14 protein-coding genes and 1 tRNA gene are annotated in these 15,377 nt (G+C 62.3%); 5 read left to right on the plus strand and 10 right to left on the minus strand.

The genetic code is table 11. The features are described 5' to 3' along the window. Window positions 1-34: 34 nt before the first annotated feature. Window positions 35-481 carry a DoxX family membrane protein gene (locus tag BV95_RS22715; RefSeq protein WP_051749712.1) on the minus strand — a complete coding sequence of 149 codons (447 nt, stop codon included), beginning with the start codon at window positions 479-481 and terminating at the stop codon, window positions 35-37. A gap of 14 nt (window positions 482-495) precedes the next feature. Then, the gene (locus BV95_RS10750) at window positions 496-2,751 is read right to left on the minus strand and encodes a TonB-dependent receptor (RefSeq protein ID WP_037451218.1); all 2,256 of its coding nucleotides are present in this window, start codon (window positions 2,749-2,751) and stop codon (window positions 496-498) included. A 171-nt stretch (window positions 2,752-2,922) separates the two neighbouring features. On the opposite strand from BV95_RS10750, the gene BV95_RS10755 reads away from it, so the two are divergent. Then, window positions 2,923-3,642, plus strand: coding sequence for an FCD domain-containing protein (locus BV95_RS10755; RefSeq protein WP_051749713.1), 720 nt, complete (start codon window positions 2,923-2,925; stop codon window positions 3,640-3,642). 37 nt (window positions 3,643-3,679) lie between these two features. Here the strand turns inward: BV95_RS10755 and BV95_RS10760 are convergent, their stop codons facing one another. The 4 genes from BV95_RS10760 to BV95_RS10775 all read right to left on the minus strand — a co-directional run bounded on the left by BV95_RS10760 (window position 3,680) and on the right by BV95_RS10775 (window position 9,551). Beyond that, the gene (locus BV95_RS10760; RefSeq protein WP_051749714.1) at window positions 3,680-5,794 is read right to left on the minus strand and encodes a glycosyltransferase; all 2,115 of its coding nucleotides are present in this window, start codon (window positions 5,792-5,794) and stop codon (window positions 3,680-3,682) included. A 6-nt stretch (window positions 5,795-5,800) separates the two neighbouring features. Continuing rightward, a complete protein-coding gene (locus BV95_RS10765) occupies window positions 5,801-6,982 on the minus strand; it encodes an HlyD family secretion protein (RefSeq protein ID WP_037451221.1) in 1,182 nt (393 codons plus the stop codon). Window positions 6,983-7,118: 136 nt separating this feature from the next. After that, window positions 7,119-8,291 (minus strand): OmpP1/FadL family transporter, encoded by a 1,173-nt coding sequence (locus BV95_RS10770; protein WP_037451224.1) that lies wholly within the window; start codon window positions 8,289-8,291, stop codon window positions 7,119-7,121. Between the two features lie 525 nt (window positions 8,292-8,816). Further along, window positions 8,817-9,551, minus strand: a complete 735-nt coding sequence (locus BV95_RS10775; RefSeq protein ID WP_234703150.1) for a TetR family transcriptional regulator — start codon at window positions 9,549-9,551, stop codon at window positions 8,817-8,819. Window positions 9,552-9,675: 124 nt separating this feature from the next. Here BV95_RS10775 and BV95_RS10780 point away from each other — a divergent pair, with 124 nt between their 5' ends. After that, window positions 9,676-10,521: a DUF2306 domain-containing protein gene (locus BV95_RS10780; protein WP_037451226.1), complete on the plus strand. Its 846-nt coding sequence runs from the start codon at window positions 9,676-9,678 to the stop codon at window positions 10,519-10,521. 4 nt (window positions 10,522-10,525) lie between these two features. On the opposite strand, the gene BV95_RS10785 is transcribed toward BV95_RS10780, so the two are convergent. Further along, window positions 10,526-11,530 carry a fatty acid desaturase family protein gene (locus BV95_RS10785; protein WP_037451229.1) on the minus strand — a complete coding sequence of 335 codons (1,005 nt, stop codon included), beginning with the start codon at window positions 11,528-11,530 and terminating at the stop codon, window positions 10,526-10,528. Window positions 11,531-11,592: 62 nt separating this feature from the next. Then, window positions 11,593-12,213 (minus strand): glutathione S-transferase family protein, encoded by a 621-nt coding sequence (locus BV95_RS10790; protein ID WP_037451232.1) that lies wholly within the window; start codon window positions 12,211-12,213, stop codon window positions 11,593-11,595. A gap of 104 nt (window positions 12,214-12,317) precedes the next feature. Here BV95_RS10790 and BV95_RS10795 point away from each other — a divergent pair, with 104 nt between their 5' ends. Together BV95_RS10795 and BV95_RS24925 are read left to right on the plus strand one after the other, a co-directional pair. Next, window positions 12,318-13,022 carry a helix-turn-helix transcriptional regulator gene (locus BV95_RS10795; protein WP_037451234.1) on the plus strand — a complete coding sequence of 235 codons (705 nt, stop codon included), beginning with the start codon at window positions 12,318-12,320 and terminating at the stop codon, window positions 13,020-13,022. Window positions 13,023-13,181: 159 nt separating this feature from the next. After that, window positions 13,182-13,325 (plus strand): helix-turn-helix domain-containing protein, encoded by a 144-nt coding sequence (locus BV95_RS24925; RefSeq protein WP_081873348.1) that lies wholly within the window; start codon window positions 13,182-13,184, stop codon window positions 13,323-13,325. 34 nt (window positions 13,326-13,359) lie between these two features. Here BV95_RS24925 and BV95_RS10800 read toward each other — a convergent pair whose 3' ends face one another. After that, window positions 13,360-14,229 (minus strand): aldo/keto reductase family oxidoreductase, encoded by an 870-nt coding sequence (locus BV95_RS10800; protein WP_037451235.1) that lies wholly within the window; start codon window positions 14,227-14,229, stop codon window positions 13,360-13,362. A 55-nt stretch (window positions 14,230-14,284) separates the two neighbouring features. Between BV95_RS10800 and BV95_RS10805 the strand changes: the two genes are divergently transcribed. Beyond that, window positions 14,285-15,220 carry a LysR family transcriptional regulator gene (locus tag BV95_RS10805; protein ID WP_338057865.1) on the plus strand — a complete coding sequence of 312 codons (936 nt, stop codon included), beginning with the start codon at window positions 14,285-14,287 and terminating at the stop codon, window positions 15,218-15,220. 74 nt (window positions 15,221-15,294) lie between these two features. On the opposite strand, the gene BV95_RS10810 is transcribed toward BV95_RS10805, so the two are convergent. After that, window positions 15,295-15,371: transfer RNA gene (locus BV95_RS10810), tRNA-Met, on the minus strand. Window positions 15,372-15,377: the final 6 nt, after the last annotated feature.

A 15,377-nucleotide genomic window follows, 5' to 3' on the forward strand; every position in this document is an offset into this window, starting at 1 on the left:
ATTTCCCGGAAAACCTTGAAGTAATCGGCGCTCATCAACCGCGCCGGGGCCAGGGCGCGCCCTGTAGCGACTGTGACAGGGTCAGCAGCGCGCCGAAGATGCACACGTCCTTCAGGAAGAGCACCAGCGCGCCATAGCCAAGCCCGGCGAACGGGTTGTACATCACGCAGGAAACGCTGGCGGTGTAGAGCGCCAGTCCAAGCGCCGCCCAGCGTTCCCTGATGCCCAAGAGAAGCGCCAGGGCGAGCAGCGTGGAGGCGATCATGGCGACGATCAGCGCGACCTCAGGCACGGGTACGCCCCGTGCCTGCATGTCGCCCAGCGTCGCCACCCAGCCATGGGGAGAGACATGGTAACGCGCCGCATCGATGAAGAGAAAGGCCACGCAGAAACGGCCGAAACGTTCCGTCAGCCAACGGACACGCGCATTCCGCAACAGCTTCCCGTCATCCTGTGCGGCAGTGACCGAAATATCCGTCATGACCCTGTCCCCGCTCAGAACTTCTTGCTCAGCGCCACGCCGACGACCCGCGGTTCGTTGAAGAAGGCCACAGGATAGGCGAACTGCACCTGCTCGCTGGCCACGACCCGGCGGTCGAGCAGATTGCGCGCATAGAGAGCGACCGAGAATTGCGCGTCGGTCTGCGTCAGTTCGATGCGCCCGCCCAGTTCGCCATAGGCCTCCCCGCGCAGATTGCGCGACTGGTTGGTCCCGAAGAAATAGACCATGTCGCGCCAGCGCCAGGAAAGCTGCAAATTGGCCCGCCAGGACGACGTCAGGTCCATCCCATAATCCGCCTGCACGAAATATTGCCATTTCGGCGTATTGGGCAGCCGAAAGCCGGTCGCGTCGACAAGTTCGCCGCCGACCGCCTGGGCGTTGCGGAAGCTGGAATAGGTCGCGTCGGTATAGGCGGCGTTGCCGCTCAGGGTCAGGTGATCGATGGGCTTGAACTCGCCCTCTATCTCAAAGCCCTTGATCTTCGCGCTGGCGGCATTCTGGACGATCACGCCACCCGTGGGGACGCCCGCCGTGACTTGCAGATTGTCGTAATTGTTGCTGTAGCCCGATATGGCGACATAGCCGCGCCGGTCGAGGAAATAGGCCTTCAGACCCGCCTCGAACGAATTGAGCTTTTCCGGGTTGAAGGCCGGCGTCGGCCCGACGCCGAAGGCGTTGAAACCGCCGGATTTGAAGCCCTTGCTATAATTGACATAAAGCAGCGTATCGGGCGTCACCTGATAGTTGAGACCGGCGCGGTAGGACACGTCATCCCATTTGGCCCGCGGCGGCGCGCTGCGGATGGGGCCGGTCAGGACCAGCCCCGTATCCAGGTTGGTGACGGTGAAGCTGTTGCTGAACAGCTTGCTTTCCTTCGTATAGCGGATGCCCCCCGTCACGGAGAGTTCGTCGATCAGCTTGAAGGTGCCGTCGGCGAAGATCGCGCCGGAATAATTGACCTGCCGCGCCCGGAAAGCGGCCACCTGATTGATCGCCGTCGTGAATTTGCGGTTGGTGATGTCGAACGCGAACTTGTCGAAGGCGCGGGAACCGAACAGACCCACCAGCCATTTGAAGCGGCCGTTCCCGACGGACTGAAGGCGCAATTCCTGCGTCTGCTGGTTGCCGGTGATATGGCCCTGGTTGAACGCCTGACGAAGCTGTCCATTGGCCGTGTCGTTCAACGATACGCCGTTGGTGTCTACAGTTCCCAGACCATCGGAATCGGCAGTGCCGTCATTGGTCGCCTTGCTGAGACCGGTGAGCGATACGATTTCGACCGATCCCAGATCATAATGAAGTTCAAGCGCCGCGCTTGGTGACTTCTGCTTGTTATGCGAGGTGATGTTGAGGTCGAGCTTGCTGTCGAGATATTGATCCTCCAGCGCGCCCGGCAAAGACACATAGGGCGTCGGCGCGACGACCGCGCGGCCCGTCGTGGTGACGGTCGTCGCCGCCCAGCGCGCGGCGGCCTGCCGGTTGCTCAACTGCTGATAATTCAGGGCCAGCCGCACCGACAGGGGGCTGTCCGGCTCCCACTTCAGGACGGCGCGGAAATTGCTGGCGACCTGCCCGCCGATATGCTGGTTGTTGAAGAGGTTGCGCGCATAGCCGCGCTCATCGAAATGATCAGCGGCCAGACGTATCCCGAACGTGTCGGACACCGGCAGCGACACCGCGCCCTCGACCCGATATTCCAGCGGATCGGCCAGCGAGGCGCGGACGAAACCGGACAGCTCATCGCCGGGATCGACCGTGCGGATCAGGATGGCGCCCGCGGTCGCGTTGCGGCCCTGCAGCGTGCCCTGCGGGCCCCGGACAATCTCGACGCTCTGCACGTCGGTCAGGTCCGACACGCCGAAGCGGCTGTTCGACGCCTGATAGATGCCGTCGACATAGACGGCGACGGGATCGTCCTCAAGGAAAGTGCCCTGCCCCGAAGTGCCCCGGATCACGATGGGCGCGCCGCCATAGGTCGTCTGCTTGGGGAAGGTGACGCCAGGGACGATGCCCTGAAGTTCCTCAAGATTTTTCGACGCGCTGCTGGTGAGCTGGGCGGCTGACACGGCGGTGATCGACATCGGCACCTTGGAAATGCTTTCCGAACGCTTTTGCGCGGTGACGACGATATCGCCGATCTGGCCGCTATTATTTTGAGCGGCTGCCCCCGTGGTCGGCTGGGCCTGCGCCTGCGCGGCGACGATGAGCGCGGATATGGCGGCGGTCGTGAGAAGAATTTTGCGTGGCATGGATGGGGCCCTCCCTTTGGGTTGTCGCCTGGGCAGCGATCTGGATGCCCATCCTGACTAGTCCATCATTCTCCGCCACACAATCGCTAATTTACATTTTTAGCGTTTATTTTTAAATTTGACGTGAAACAGCCATTTCGCTATCCCTGCCTCAGTCCAGAGGAGGGACCAGTGGAAGTCGATGAAACCCAGGCGCGCGTAGCGGCGGACAGGCTGACGGCCGATATCCGGTCGGGCCTGCTGGCGCCCGGATCGAAGCTCAAGGTGACGGAACTCAAGACGCGCTATGGAATCGGCGCGTCCCCGCTGCGGGAAGCGCTGCTGATGGTGACGTCGCTTGGCTATGTGACGGGGGAAAGCCACAGGGGCTATCGAGTCGCCGCGCTATCGGAGGACGATCTGGCCGACATCACCACCGCCCGACAGATCATAGAGACGGGCATGCTTCGCGACTCGATGACCGTCCGCAAGGATGAATGGGCCGTCGGCGTGATCGCCGCGCTTGAACGGCTGCGGCTGGCCGTGTCGCGCTCGACCCTGGAGCGGATCGACAATAATGATCCGGTGGGACTGGCCCACAGGCAATTTCACACGGCGCTGGTGGCGGGCTGCCCGTCGGAGCGCCTGATGACCATGCAGCAACTGCTGTTCGACCAGGCCGGTCGCTATCGCGACGTGATGATCCGCAAGGTCCGCAGCCGGGAGGATTTCATCGCGATCCACGAGGATCTGGCCCGCATCGTGCTGTCAGACGATATCGAGGAAGCGTGCGAAGCCCTGCGCAGCCATCTGCACCTGACCCAGCGCGACGTCGACATCGCCATGCGGGAGGAAAAGGGCGAGAAGAGCAGGAAAAGGGAGCAGGCCGCCCCTGCCCTCAACCCGATCTGATCGCCCCGGTCGGCTGACCGGACCGGCAGCGTCATGATCAGGCGGTGGCGCTCAACGGCGCTTCCTGCCAATCCAGCGGTCCTTTCAACCGGTCGGATAGACCGGACGGCGCGATGATCCGCGTCTGAGCGCTCAGCTTTTCCTGGACGGGGGCCGCATCGGGCAGGCGCGGGACGCCCTGTGCAATGCTCAAATCCGCCGCCCACAGCCGCCGGACGACTGCGAGGGCTGCGGCCGATGCGGAAGGACGATGGGCGTTGACCTCGATCGATCCGGTGAACAGCGATATGATCAACCGGTCGCGAACCTCCTCCGAATGGAAGTCGAACTCGACGCCGATCCGCCTGCCTGCGCGGCGCACAAATCCGCGCACCAGGCCGACATCGGGCACCACCATCTCGACGCGGTCGCCGACCCGCAGGTCCGTCGGCTCGTCCATTTCCAGCCCCAGGCCCGAAATCGATATGTCGCCCCGGTCCGACCGGATCATCTGCCCGTCGCCGCCCAGCAACGTCACGCCCTGCCGCAACGCGAAGCGTTCCTCGCCGCGGACGCGCGGCTTTTCCAGGCACATCATCGCCACCAGCAGCAGCATGAACATGTTCAGCATGGTCCACAGCGCGACCATTGGCATCAGGCCCATCTGCGACACGATGTGGCGGTCGGCGCTCGCATTGATCATCAGTCCCGCGAAGCTGACCCCGATCAGCAAAAGCGCCCCGCATAATATCGTGCTTTCCCAGGGGCTGCCGCCCGCGTCCGATCCCTTGGGCGTGACCTTGAAGACCAGCCCCTTCGGCTTGAAGAGCGTCTGCAAAGCGACCGGCAATATGCGAAAGGTCTGGAACATCGACAATATCTGCGCCGCCAGCGGATAATAGCGGCCCGGCGCGAGCAGGGTAATGCCGCTCATCATCGCGACGATCAGGGGCAGGACATAGTGGATCACGGACTGGAGGTCGATGCCGGTCATCGGCGCCAGATTGAACAGCATGAAGAGAATGGGCGTCAGCACCATGAAGACCGATTGCAGGCCCTGGGTGATCCATGCGCTGGGCAGGAAGAGCAGGCGATGGCGCAGCTTCAGCCCCGGTCCCAGCGGACCCTGCTTCAGATAGAGGATCTGGATCGCGCCCTGCGCCCAGCGCTGGCGCTGGACGAAGAAGGCCGCGGTGCTTTCCGGCGCCAGACCGAAGGCAAGCGGTTCGTTCAGATAGCGCGTTACATAGCCCTGCCGCAGGCTGGCCATGGTCAGCAGCATATCCTCCGTAATCGATCCTTCCGGCAACCCGCCGCCGATCGATTCGAACAGCGTCCTGCGCGTGACGGAATTCGACCCGCAGCAGAAGGCCGCGTCCCACCCGTCGCGGCCGGGCATGATCGCTTCGAAGAAGAAGCGCTGGTCGTCGGGCATCGTCTGTTGCAGGCCCAGATTGGTCTGCATCGGATCATGATTGTAGAAGCTGTGCGGAACCTGGACGATGCCGATCCGCTCCTCGTCGAAAAAGCCCATCGTGCGCAGGAGGAAATCGCGCCGGGGCACGAAATCGGCGTCGAACACCGCGACGAACGGCGCTTGCGTGACCGTCAGCCCGTGATTGATGTTGCCCGCCTTCGCGCCCTTGTTATCGGGGCGGTTGACATAGCCCGCGCCCTTCGCGACGCACAGGTCGCGCACCCATGGCCGACGTCCGTCGTCCAGCACCCACACCCGCGCATCCGGCCATTCAAGGGAGAGGCAACCCAATATGGTCTTTTCCAGCACTTCGCGGGGTTCGTTATAGGTGGCGATGAACACGTCCACCGGCGGCAGGCTGGTGGCGTCCTCGTCCCATGCCCTGCGCAGCCGCGCCTCCCCCCGGTCAGCCTCCGCCGAGCGGTCGCGAGGGCGAGCCAGTATGGCGAGCAGGATGGCGCCGTCGAACAGCGCCGCCACTTCCACGAACAGGCAGATGAGCGGCCAGCATAAGGCGCGCGCACCCGAACCCCAGGGAATCGTCTGGCTGATCCGCCATTGCAGATAGTAGAGGATCGTGCAGCCGATGGTCGCGATCAGGCCGGGACGCGACGGCCATATCTTTCCGAACAGCAGCAGCAGTCCGGCCAGCAGGGCCAGCGGCGCGAAGGGCGTCGTTATGGCGATGCCGGACATTGTCCGTCAGAGCCTGCGGCTGAACCGCACCTCGGCCAGGCGGCCCACATCGCATTTCCGCCCGGCATTGATCTGACGGGGTTCAGGCGCGGGCAGCGCGACATCGACCATGATCTCCCGGTCTTCCGGCAGGGAATAGTTGGATGCGGCCAGCAATTCTTCCTTGCGGCGGCCAGCAGCGCCGGTGATGTTCACCACCCTGCCCTTCAACCACTGGTCCGATCCGATCATGCGGACATCGGCGGGCGTGCCGGGACCGATGACCTCCGCCTTGCGTTCCGGCAGGGCGACCTGGACGAAACGGCGGCGGCAATCGAGCAGGTCCAGCACCGGTTCGCCAGCGCGGATCGCCGCGCCGGGACTGGCGGCCGCGGCCCACACCAATGTTCCGGCGGGGGCGCGATAGCCCGACCGGGCCTGCGCATCCTTCAGGCGCAGGCTGGCCTGGCGGTAGCGTGCCGTCGCGTCGCTCAGCGTCTTTTCGACCATCTGCCTTTGCAGCAGCAGCCGGTCCGCCTGCTGCACCGCATAGGGCGCGTCATTATAGCTGTCACCCACGAAGACGTCAGATTGCGCGGCATTCCGCGTGACCTGAATGGCCTGCAACCGGGCGGCGGCGCTTTCGCAATTGCTGCTCTTCAGCGATGCCGCGGCCTCCGCCTTCTGCACCCCGGCCGGGGAAATGAAGCCCTGCGCCGCCAGGGTCCGGGTGCGCGCCAGATTGGCGGCCTGTTCGGCCCGCTCGGCCCGGCAACCGGCAAGATCGGCCTGCGCGGCATCCCGGTCGGCGGTCAGGCGGGCGCCCATCGCGCCCGAAAAGAGCGCGGCACGCTGCGTCAGCCGTTGCGTCTGGCCGTTCAGTTCCGCCAACTGCCGCTGACTAAGCGACATTTCGGTCTGCGCCAGTTCTGCTTCGGCCTTGAGGTCCGCGACCGCGCCCGTGTCCTGCGACAGGTTCAGCAGGGCAATCGCGGTGGTCCGGTCGAAATAGCGTCCGTCGGCGGGAAGATCGGCCACCGTGCCGTCGGCGGCGGCGGTGAGCCGGATCAGCGGCGCGTTGATCGCCGCCTGGGTGGAAACATCGTTCAATATATAGGGCGCGAAGCCCATGGCCCCGACGCCGATCAGACCGGTCGCCAGCAGGATGCGCGCATGTCTCGCCCGCAGGAGTTGTTGAACAGCGATCATCTTAACCATATCCCTGCGGCGAGCCTATGATTGCCGCGATGCTCCTTCGGCATAGCGGAGCAAGGTTAGGGACATGTTAATGACGTTCGCGCCGACGGCCGGAAATAGCCCGCCGTCGGCGCTGCCATTCAGGACGTCACAGGCGATGGGAGAAGCTGACCCCCGCGAAGCCGTAACGCGATTTGAGCGTGGTTCCCGCGCTGTGGCCGGTTCCGACCACCTTGCCGTTCAGCTCATAGTCCGCGCTGAACGTGATTTCATCCTTCTCGCCCAACCGCTTGGTGAAGCCGAAGGTCAGCGAACGGGATGCCGTGCCCGGAGTATTGACGTTCGCCAAGACGAAATCGCTGCTGAAATGCCGTTTGGCAAGGCTGGTGCCGGCGCGAACCGTCAGGCCCGGCGTCAAATCGTAGGAGGCGCCGATCTTGAAGATATTATGATCGCGCCATCCGAAACCCGCCTGCTCGCTGAAGGCCTTCACGTCGCTCCAGTTGGTCCGGACGAAGTCGAAGCCGAGAGCGAAACGCGCGTTCGGCTTGATCGAAATGCCTGCGCCGATTTGTTCGGGCGTGTCTATGGTCCCTCCCAGGCCCGCCAGCAGATCCTGATCATAGCCCTTCAGGCGGGACATCCGCACCTTCGTCATATAGGTGGCGCCGATGGCCAAGGATGGAGTCGGCTTCCACAGGACGCCGAACCGCCCGCCCACGCCGAATGCATGGCTCCATCCGTGATTGGGCAATTGGGCCGGTCCTTGGGCCGTTGGCACGATGACGCCCCTGGCGCGGAAGAATTCGTTGACCAGGCCGATCCCGACGCCGATGGAAAGATTGTCGCGAAGCTTCAGCGCGACGACGGGCGCGATCCCCGCCTGAATGAAGTTGGCGCGTTCCTTGGAAAAGCCCATGCCCGGCAGGAACGGCTTGTTGTAGCTCTGGCCCAACCCGCCGCCGAAGGAGGTGACGGCGAGCGTCACCCGGTCGTTCAGGTGATAATTCACCCCGAAGTCCGGGATCGGCTGATATTGATGACCCTTCACATCGTTGCCCGGCAGGAACAGGCCCGTGGTGCGGGTGTTCAGGATGAAGAGTTGAGCGCCGATCTCGAATCCGCTCTCCACGAAGGAGGCCCCGGCCGGATTGATCGTCGCCGCTTCCGGCCCCTGAGGCAGCGCGATCCCGACGCCCCCCATGCCGGTGGCCCGCGCATTTGCCCCCGTAAGATAATATCCGTCCGTGGCGTGGGCGGGAAATGCCGTCCCCAGGCCAATCAGACAGATTCCAACTCCTAAAACACTGAATTTACGCATCACTCTCTCCAAAACACACGTCATTTCCGGCTTCAGGGGGGTGAAGCCGGGCTTTTTTCGGCATTAACCGCAGGAAGCGGGCGAAAGACCGCCGAAGCGGTCCGCCATATTTCCTCGCTTCCCAGCGTCATGAGATCGAGCGACCCGAAATTCTTTTAACTTATTGTTTCGCCGAATGATCTTCATTCGATTTCCGTATCATGTCGGACGGATGGTTCGAGGGAATTTAATGAATGGCGGTCATTCGGGTTATGGATGAAGATGCCGAACTCAATCATGTGAAGAGTTCATCGTCCAAAAGCCGCATGTCGTCGCAAATTTCTCGGAAATCGATGACAATATTCGGGTGGTGAATGATAACCATTCACTGATCATCCAATCAGTTTCCGCCGGAAATCATACCGAAATCTCATCCGAAACAATTGTCGAAACCGGAATCAGCCATGACGACATGGGCTGAAATTTTCCGATCAACAATCCGAATGGCTCGCCCAATCCGGAAAATCGGATGCAAGCTGCATCGACTTACGGCTTTTCCCCGGCAGTCGTAGACATAGCCGCGAAGGGCGCCGGATGCGCCGCAACAACAGGCCGGACAAGCGCATCGATCTGCTCATTCAACGCCGCGATGGCATAATCGATGCGATCGCTCTCGCTGATCGCGCGCTCGATCACGGCCCGCCCTTCACCGAAACCCGCCAGGCTGGTGATCATCAGCGCGGCGCGCACCCCGGCTTCGGTGGGCGTCAGGCGGCCGCCCGCGGCACGCTCGACAAGCACCGCCGCAAATTCGATGCCCGGCCCCCAGAGCCTGTCGTAGAGATAGTCGAAGGCGGGACTGCGGTTCGCCATTGCACGCTGGATGAACAGGTTGCGGTTCACCGCGTCGCTGGACGCGAGAAGGAAGCGGGCCAGGGCCGCCATCAACCCTTTGAGCCGCTCTCCGATGACGGCTGCGGGAAGCCCGGCGTCCAGCGCCTCCTGCGCCTGCACCGCCGCCGGATTCAGCGCCTCCGAATATTGACCGGCGATATGCTGGGCGCAGGCCAGATAAAGCCCCTCCTTGCTGCCGAAATAATAGGTGAGCGCGGGCAGGTTCACCCCGGCCCGTTTCGCGATCTGGCGCGTCGTCACCCTTTCGAAGCCGTCCGGCCCGAAACAGTCGAGCGCCGCCTCCAACAGCCGGGCGCGCGTCTGCTCACCCTTGGCATAGCCGCCTTCCGAAGGGCGAAGCGGCGGCTGGGAGGGAGAAGGGTTCATGCGGATTCCCGTCCAATTATTATCGCTTGATAGAAATATATCATATGATACATATCTGCGCCGAACTCGTCCACGTCCAAACTGTCGGCACGGCGGACATGATAGCGAAAAGCCGGAGATTCAAATGGAAATGATCGCACCTGAGGCGGCCCTGGCGCAGAGCGCGAAGGCAGGCGCGCTGCTTCGCCGCAGTTCCCAGGCCCTGGTCGCAACCGTCTGGGCCAGCGGAATCCTGTTCGGCGCCTATATACTGGTCTTTTTCGGCGGATCGGCCCTGGGCGGGTTGGCCGAGCGATGGAACGGGGCGCTGCGCGGCCTTCACGACCCGGCCCTTCCCTCGGCGGTGATCGCGATCGGCCTCCATTTCGCGGCGGGGGGGATATTGCTGCTGCTCGGCCCCATCCAACTCATCGGTCCGATACGCCGCGCAGCCCCTCGTCTCCACCGGTGGCTCGGCCGCCTCTATGTCGGCGCGGCGGCGCTGGCGGGCGTCGGCGGGTCGATCTTCATCCTGGTGAAGGGAACGATCGGCGGACCGGTGATGGACGTCGGCTTCGGCATCTACGGCGCACTCATGATCCTGTGCGCCGAACGGGCCTTCACCCTAGCCCGGCAGCGCCGGTTCGACGCGCATCGCGCCTGGGCCATCCGCCTTTTCGCCCTGACCGTGGGATCGTGGCTCTACCGCATGGAATATGCGCTCTGGTTTCTTGCCATGGGCAATCTGGGGACAAATCATTTCCACGGCTGGTTCGACGCCATCATGGCCTTCTTCTTCTATATCCCCAATCTGCTGGTCGCCGAATTCTTCATCCGGGCAGGAGACGGGGCCGGCGTTCCGAAGAAGGAAACCCCGGCGGCGCTCGCGCTGATCGCGGCCACCATTTTCGTCGCCATTGCGACCTGGTTCTTCACCGTGTCGCTCTGGGGGCCGGGCATGGCGCGGGGCGTGGAAGGATTGGCGGGGTAATAGCCTAGGAGTGCGTGGCGGGCAGGTCGGCGCCTGCTGACGCGGGCGGCGGCATCAATTCCCTGATCACGCCCCAATAGCCCTGCGTGATGTGCGCGCCCGCCACATAGGCGGGGTCGGTCATCAAATGGACGTGCAGCCGGCGCAAATTGGGCCAGGGCACGGACGGGAACAGATGATGTTCCAGATGATAGCTGACGTTGAGCGGCGCGATCAGGAACCGGTCGAGCCATGTCGGGATGATCGTGCGTGTGCCGTTGAGCTCCTGCTCATCGGCGACGCCATTATGTTCCGCTATCGCCCGAATCCGGTTGAAGACATTCGCCCAGATGAATTGCGGGATCAGGAGAAGTGCCAATATCTGCCAGCGCCAGGGCGACCACAGGATCAGGCCATAGAAGAATATGGCCCAGACGACATAGCGGATGCGCAGCCCCAGGCTATAATCATAGTCGAAGCGGCCGGGATTATGGAAATTGGCGAAAGGCGCCCATATCCGGCTGTCCCGCGCCATTCGGTAGAAATTGAGGCCCGTCACGCTGCGGACCAGCAGCCAGACCATGGCAGCCGGGCTTTTCGGGAAATGCTGGTCGGGATCCCGACGCTGGACGCGATAGTCGCGGTCGCGCAGGGTGTTGGTGTAGCGGTGGTGAAATAAATGATTGGCGCGGTACAGATGGATGCTGAAGCCGAGCGGATAGGCGACGAAAATGTCGCCTATCAGATCGTTGACGCGGCGATTGCTGAACAGCATCCCGTGACAGGCGTCATGCATCATCACCGCAAGGCATTGAATGCGCGATCCGATGACGAGGCCCGCCAGCAGGTAAACCGGAACCCGGTCGACCTGGATCGCGACCGCTCCAGCCCCAATCGCAATCGCCCACTGTAGAATGAGCAGCAGCGCGTTGCGGCGGTTGTCGATGACGGAAAGTTCGCGGATGAGCGCCAATGTCCCGCGCCGCGAATATCGATATCCGGGGGGACGCTCCTTGGCGATTTCTTCCATGGGCGTAGTCTCCGAAAACGATATGAACTGGCGCGGGACGGTATGGTTGGCGGATACCGGCGTCAAGCCTGCTCGTAGGAGAGTTGAAGCCCGGACTGATCGTCCAATGCCGCTGCCCGGACAGCAGCCGGGCGGCTGCGGCACCGCTCGATATAGGCATCGATAGCCCCATCCGCCGGGAAGGCAGGGCGCCCGAAGGCAAGAGCGCTGCCGATCAGCAAATCCGCGCCGGTGAACTGGTCGCCCATCACATAGGGCCCTTGGTCGAGTGCGGCCCGCAATCTGGCGACCACGGCCTCATGCGCCCGTTGCTTTTGCGGCGATCCGGCAAGATCGCCGGACAGGCCTGCAAACAGCGCCTGTTCCAGTTCGGTGGCATACCAGCCGATCCAGGTGAGATAGTCGCCACGACGCGGATCGACCGGCGCAGGCGCAAGCCCCGCCTGCGGGAACGTGTCGAGCAGATAGAGCACAATCGCAACGGACTCCGCCAGCAACACGCCGTCATGAACGATGGCGGGCACCCGTTTGTCCGGATGGGGGTTGGCCATGTCCGGCTGGCCTTCGCCGGTCATCGGGCGAAAGATGGAGACGGGACGAATCTCATAGGGAAGGCCTAACTCCTCCAGCAACCAGATGATGCGGGACGAACGCGACTGCGGCGCATGGAACAGGGTGATCATGGAATTCTCCTCGGTGGAAACTCACCCTGCGACCGATGGCGCGGAGTGATTCCCCCTTGTAGGACGACCCTGCTGACAGCATCCTGTCAGCAGGAGGCAGGACGATGCGTCGAGCGGACCGATTATTCCAGATCATCCAGATATTGCGGCGCTCCTCCCATCCGGTGACGGCGGGTGAGATGGCCTGTGAGTTGGAGGTGTCGCAGCGGACCGTCTATCGCGATGTAGCGGACCTGATTGCCCAGCGCGTGCCGATACAGGGCGAGCCGGGTTTTGGTTACATATTGGACGACGCGTTCGACATGCCGCCGCTGATGCTGACGCCGGATGAGATCGAGGCGGCGGTGCTGGGCGCGCAATGGGTGGCGGGCCGGGGCGATCGGGATCTGGCGAACGCGGCCCGCGACCTGATCGCCAAGATCACCAGCGTGGTGCCCGAACGGCTCCGCCCGATCATCGCCTATCCGGCCAGCGGAACGCGGCCAGCCAAAGCATCGGCAGCCGACCGCATCGATCTGGCCCGCGTTCGCGAATGGATTCGCGAGGGACGCAAAATCCAAATCGAATATCTCGACCAGCATGGCGCGCGGACCGACCGGGTGGTCTGGCCCATCATTCTCGGCTTTCTGGACGATACGAGAATGCTGGCCGCTTGGTGCGAGTTGAGACGGGGCTTCCGGCACTTCCGCACCGACCGCATCGTCGCGGCCCGATTCCTCGATGACCGTTATGACAGCCGACCCGCCGCGCTTCGCCAACGCTGGAAACGGGACATGGAGGAAAGGCGCAATTCTGGCCCATCCGCCTGATCCTCCCATAGGATTCCGCCATTGATAGACTTGTTTCTGACCGCCTTCAAAAGAAAATCGGACGGAAGAGGGTGAGCCCATCGACACATATCACCTCTTCAACCGCAGCGATATTCCGCAAAAACGGTCCTGACCCAGGAATATCGCGGCGCGCTTGCAATGATCATCGGGGAGCGAGAGTCGGAGAAGGCCCTGGTTAAAGAAGCCCTGCGGATGAATGATGGGAATGTTTCCTCTGCCGCACGAACTCTGGGGATTACGGGAGCACAACTTTGCAGCCGGCTGTCCAAAGTGAATGAATAAAGTGCTCACAGCGTTGTTCGGTGGAAAGATCGTGTCACTTCTGACCGATCGCATCAAGCCGCGCGAACAATTCGTCATCCAACTTGAAGGCGGCGGCCGCGAGATTTTGCCGCAAATGTTCGATCGAGGAGGTGCCGGGGATCAGCAGGATATTGGGCGAGCGGTGGAGCAACCAGGCGAGAGCCAACTGCATCCGCGTCGCACCGGCCTCTTCCGCGATGATGGTGAGTGCTTCGGACTGGATGGGACTGAACCCGCCCAGCGGGAAAAAGGGCACATAGGCAATATCAGCCGCCGCTAGCGTGTCGATCAGGGCATCATCATGGCGCATTGCGATATTATACTGGTTCTGCACGCACACCACGGGAGCAATCGTCCGTGCCTCTGCGACCTGCGCGGCGGTGACGTTGCTAAGTCCCAGGTGCCGGATCAGCCCACGCTGCCGCAATTCGGCGAGTGGTTCGAACATTTTCCCGATTGACCCTTCGGTTGGAAGACCGATGTCAGCGGCATCCGGCATCATCACACGCAGATTGACGACATCGATGGCATCCAAGCCGAGATTGGCCAAATTATCCTCTATCCCACGACGCAGCTCGTTGGGTGAAAGAGCAGGATTCCAGGATCCATCATCGCCGCGCACTGCGCCGACCTTCGTCACCAGCACAAGGTCGGCGGGATAGGGGTGCAGCGCCTCACGGATGAGGCGGTTGGTGATATGCGGGCCATAGAAATCGCTGGTGTCGATATGATTGATTCCGTTCGCCACTGCCTCCTGCAACACGGCGATGGCGCCTTCATGATCCTTCGGTGGACCAAAGACGCCAGGGCCGGCAAGCTGCATAGCGCCATAACCCATGCGGTTCACGGTACGGCCGGCAAATGGAAAAGTCTTGGAGATCATGGCAAATTTCCTTTCGTCATGACCTTATATGAGCTGAATGATTGCACGATAAGCCGTGCAATACTGGATAGCCTGTGTGATAGATCGTACAATGAATGGACAGCTTGATGATCTGGCCACCTTTGTTTCCGTGGTAGAGGCAGGTGGCTTTCGCGACGCAGCGCGTGTCTCCGGCGCTTCGGCATCGGGGTTCAGCGAGGCGATAAGACGGCTCGAAACCCGTCTTGGCGTCCGCCTGCTCAACCGTACGACCCGCAGTGTCACCCCCACCGCGGCCGGGCGACAACTGTACGAAAGCCTTTGCCCGGCACTAAGCGAGATCGTGCATGCGATCGATACGGTGAACGATTTCCGCGACCGTCCCGCAGGCACGCTGCGGCTCAACGTTCCTGCGAACATCGCGCGCACCGCCCTCGCGCCAGTCATAGTGCCTTTCCTGAAGGAATATCCCGAAATCCGGATCGAAGTCACCGCGGAGGATAGTTTCATCGACATGGTCGGCGGCGGCTATGACGCAGGTATCCGCTATGATGAACGGTTGGAGCAGGACATGATCGCGCTGCCGATCGGCCCACGTACCCAGCGCATTATGATTGTCGGTGCGCCTTCCTATTTCGCTGAACACGGCCGTCCCCAACATCCACGCGACCTGCTCCAGCACCGTTGCCTGTGCGGTCGTTTTGCCGGTGGCCGGCTAACGACATGGGAGCTTGAGAAGGATGGCGAAATCGTCCGCATCAATCCCGATGGGCCGCTGATCAGTCAGCCCGGCAGCGCTTCCGATCTGCTCATTCAGGCGGCGGTCGGCGGACTTGGTCTCACAAGTATTTTCGAGGATTGGATGCGCCCGGAACTAGACAGCGGCGCGCTGGAACCGGTGCTGGAGGATTGGTGTCCGCCATTTGCTGGCCCATTTCTATATTATGCGGGCCGCCGCTACCTTCCGGCCCCGCTGCGAGCCTTTGTCGATTTCGTGAAGCGGCAAGCATAAAACGGCATGATCCGTAGACGACAACATCGCCCCTAAGAGGGGCGTCGCTATGTCATCGACCAATATTATGGCGTTGGTTGCGGGAGTAGGATTTGAACCTACGACCTTCAGGTTATGAGCCTGACGAGCTACCGGGCTGCTCCATCCCGCGACACTG

Source organism: Sphingobium chlorophenolicum (assembly GCF_000722875.1).
In the GTDB taxonomy this organism is placed as follows: domain Bacteria; phylum Pseudomonadota; class Alphaproteobacteria; order Sphingomonadales; family Sphingomonadaceae; genus Sphingobium; species Sphingobium chlorophenolicum.

What these genes read in the sequence shown, in the direction of transcription:
- BV95_RS22715 (WP_051749712.1), bottom strand. Translation starts at nt 481, where the DNA reads ATGACGGATATTTCGGTCACTGCCGCACAGGATGACGGGAAGCTGTTG.
- BV95_RS10750 (WP_037451218.1), bottom strand. Translation starts at nt 2,751, where the DNA reads ATGCCACGCAAAATTCTTCTCACGACCGCCGCCATATCCGCGCTCATC.
- BV95_RS10760 (WP_051749714.1), bottom strand. Translation starts at nt 5,794, where the DNA reads ATGTCCGGCATCGCCATAACGACGCCCTTCGCGCCGCTGGCCCTGCTG.
- BV95_RS10765 (WP_037451221.1), bottom strand. Translation starts at nt 6,982, where the DNA reads ATGATCGCTGTTCAACAACTCCTGCGGGCGAGACATGCGCGCATCCTG.
- BV95_RS10770 (WP_037451224.1), bottom strand. Translation starts at nt 8,291, where the DNA reads ATGCGTAAATTCAGTGTTTTAGGAGTTGGAATCTGTCTGATTGGCCTG.
- BV95_RS10775 (WP_234703150.1), bottom strand. Translation starts at nt 9,551, where the DNA reads ATGAACCCTTCTCCCTCCCAGCCGCCGCTTCGCCCTTCGGAAGGCGGC.
- BV95_RS10780 (WP_037451226.1), top strand. Translation starts at nt 9,676, where the DNA reads ATGGAAATGATCGCACCTGAGGCGGCCCTGGCGCAGAGCGCGAAGGCA.
- BV95_RS10785 (WP_037451229.1), bottom strand. Translation starts at nt 11,530, where the DNA reads ATGGAAGAAATCGCCAAGGAGCGTCCCCCCGGATATCGATATTCGCGG.
- BV95_RS10790 (WP_037451232.1), bottom strand. Translation starts at nt 12,213, where the DNA reads ATGATCACCCTGTTCCATGCGCCGCAGTCGCGTTCGTCCCGCATCATC.
- BV95_RS10795 (WP_037451234.1), top strand. Translation starts at nt 12,318, where the DNA reads ATGCGTCGAGCGGACCGATTATTCCAGATCATCCAGATATTGCGGCGC.
- BV95_RS24925 (WP_081873348.1), top strand. Translation starts at nt 13,182, where the DNA reads ATGATCATCGGGGAGCGAGAGTCGGAGAAGGCCCTGGTTAAAGAAGCC.
- BV95_RS10800 (WP_037451235.1), bottom strand. Translation starts at nt 14,229, where the DNA reads ATGATCTCCAAGACTTTTCCATTTGCCGGCCGTACCGTGAACCGCATG.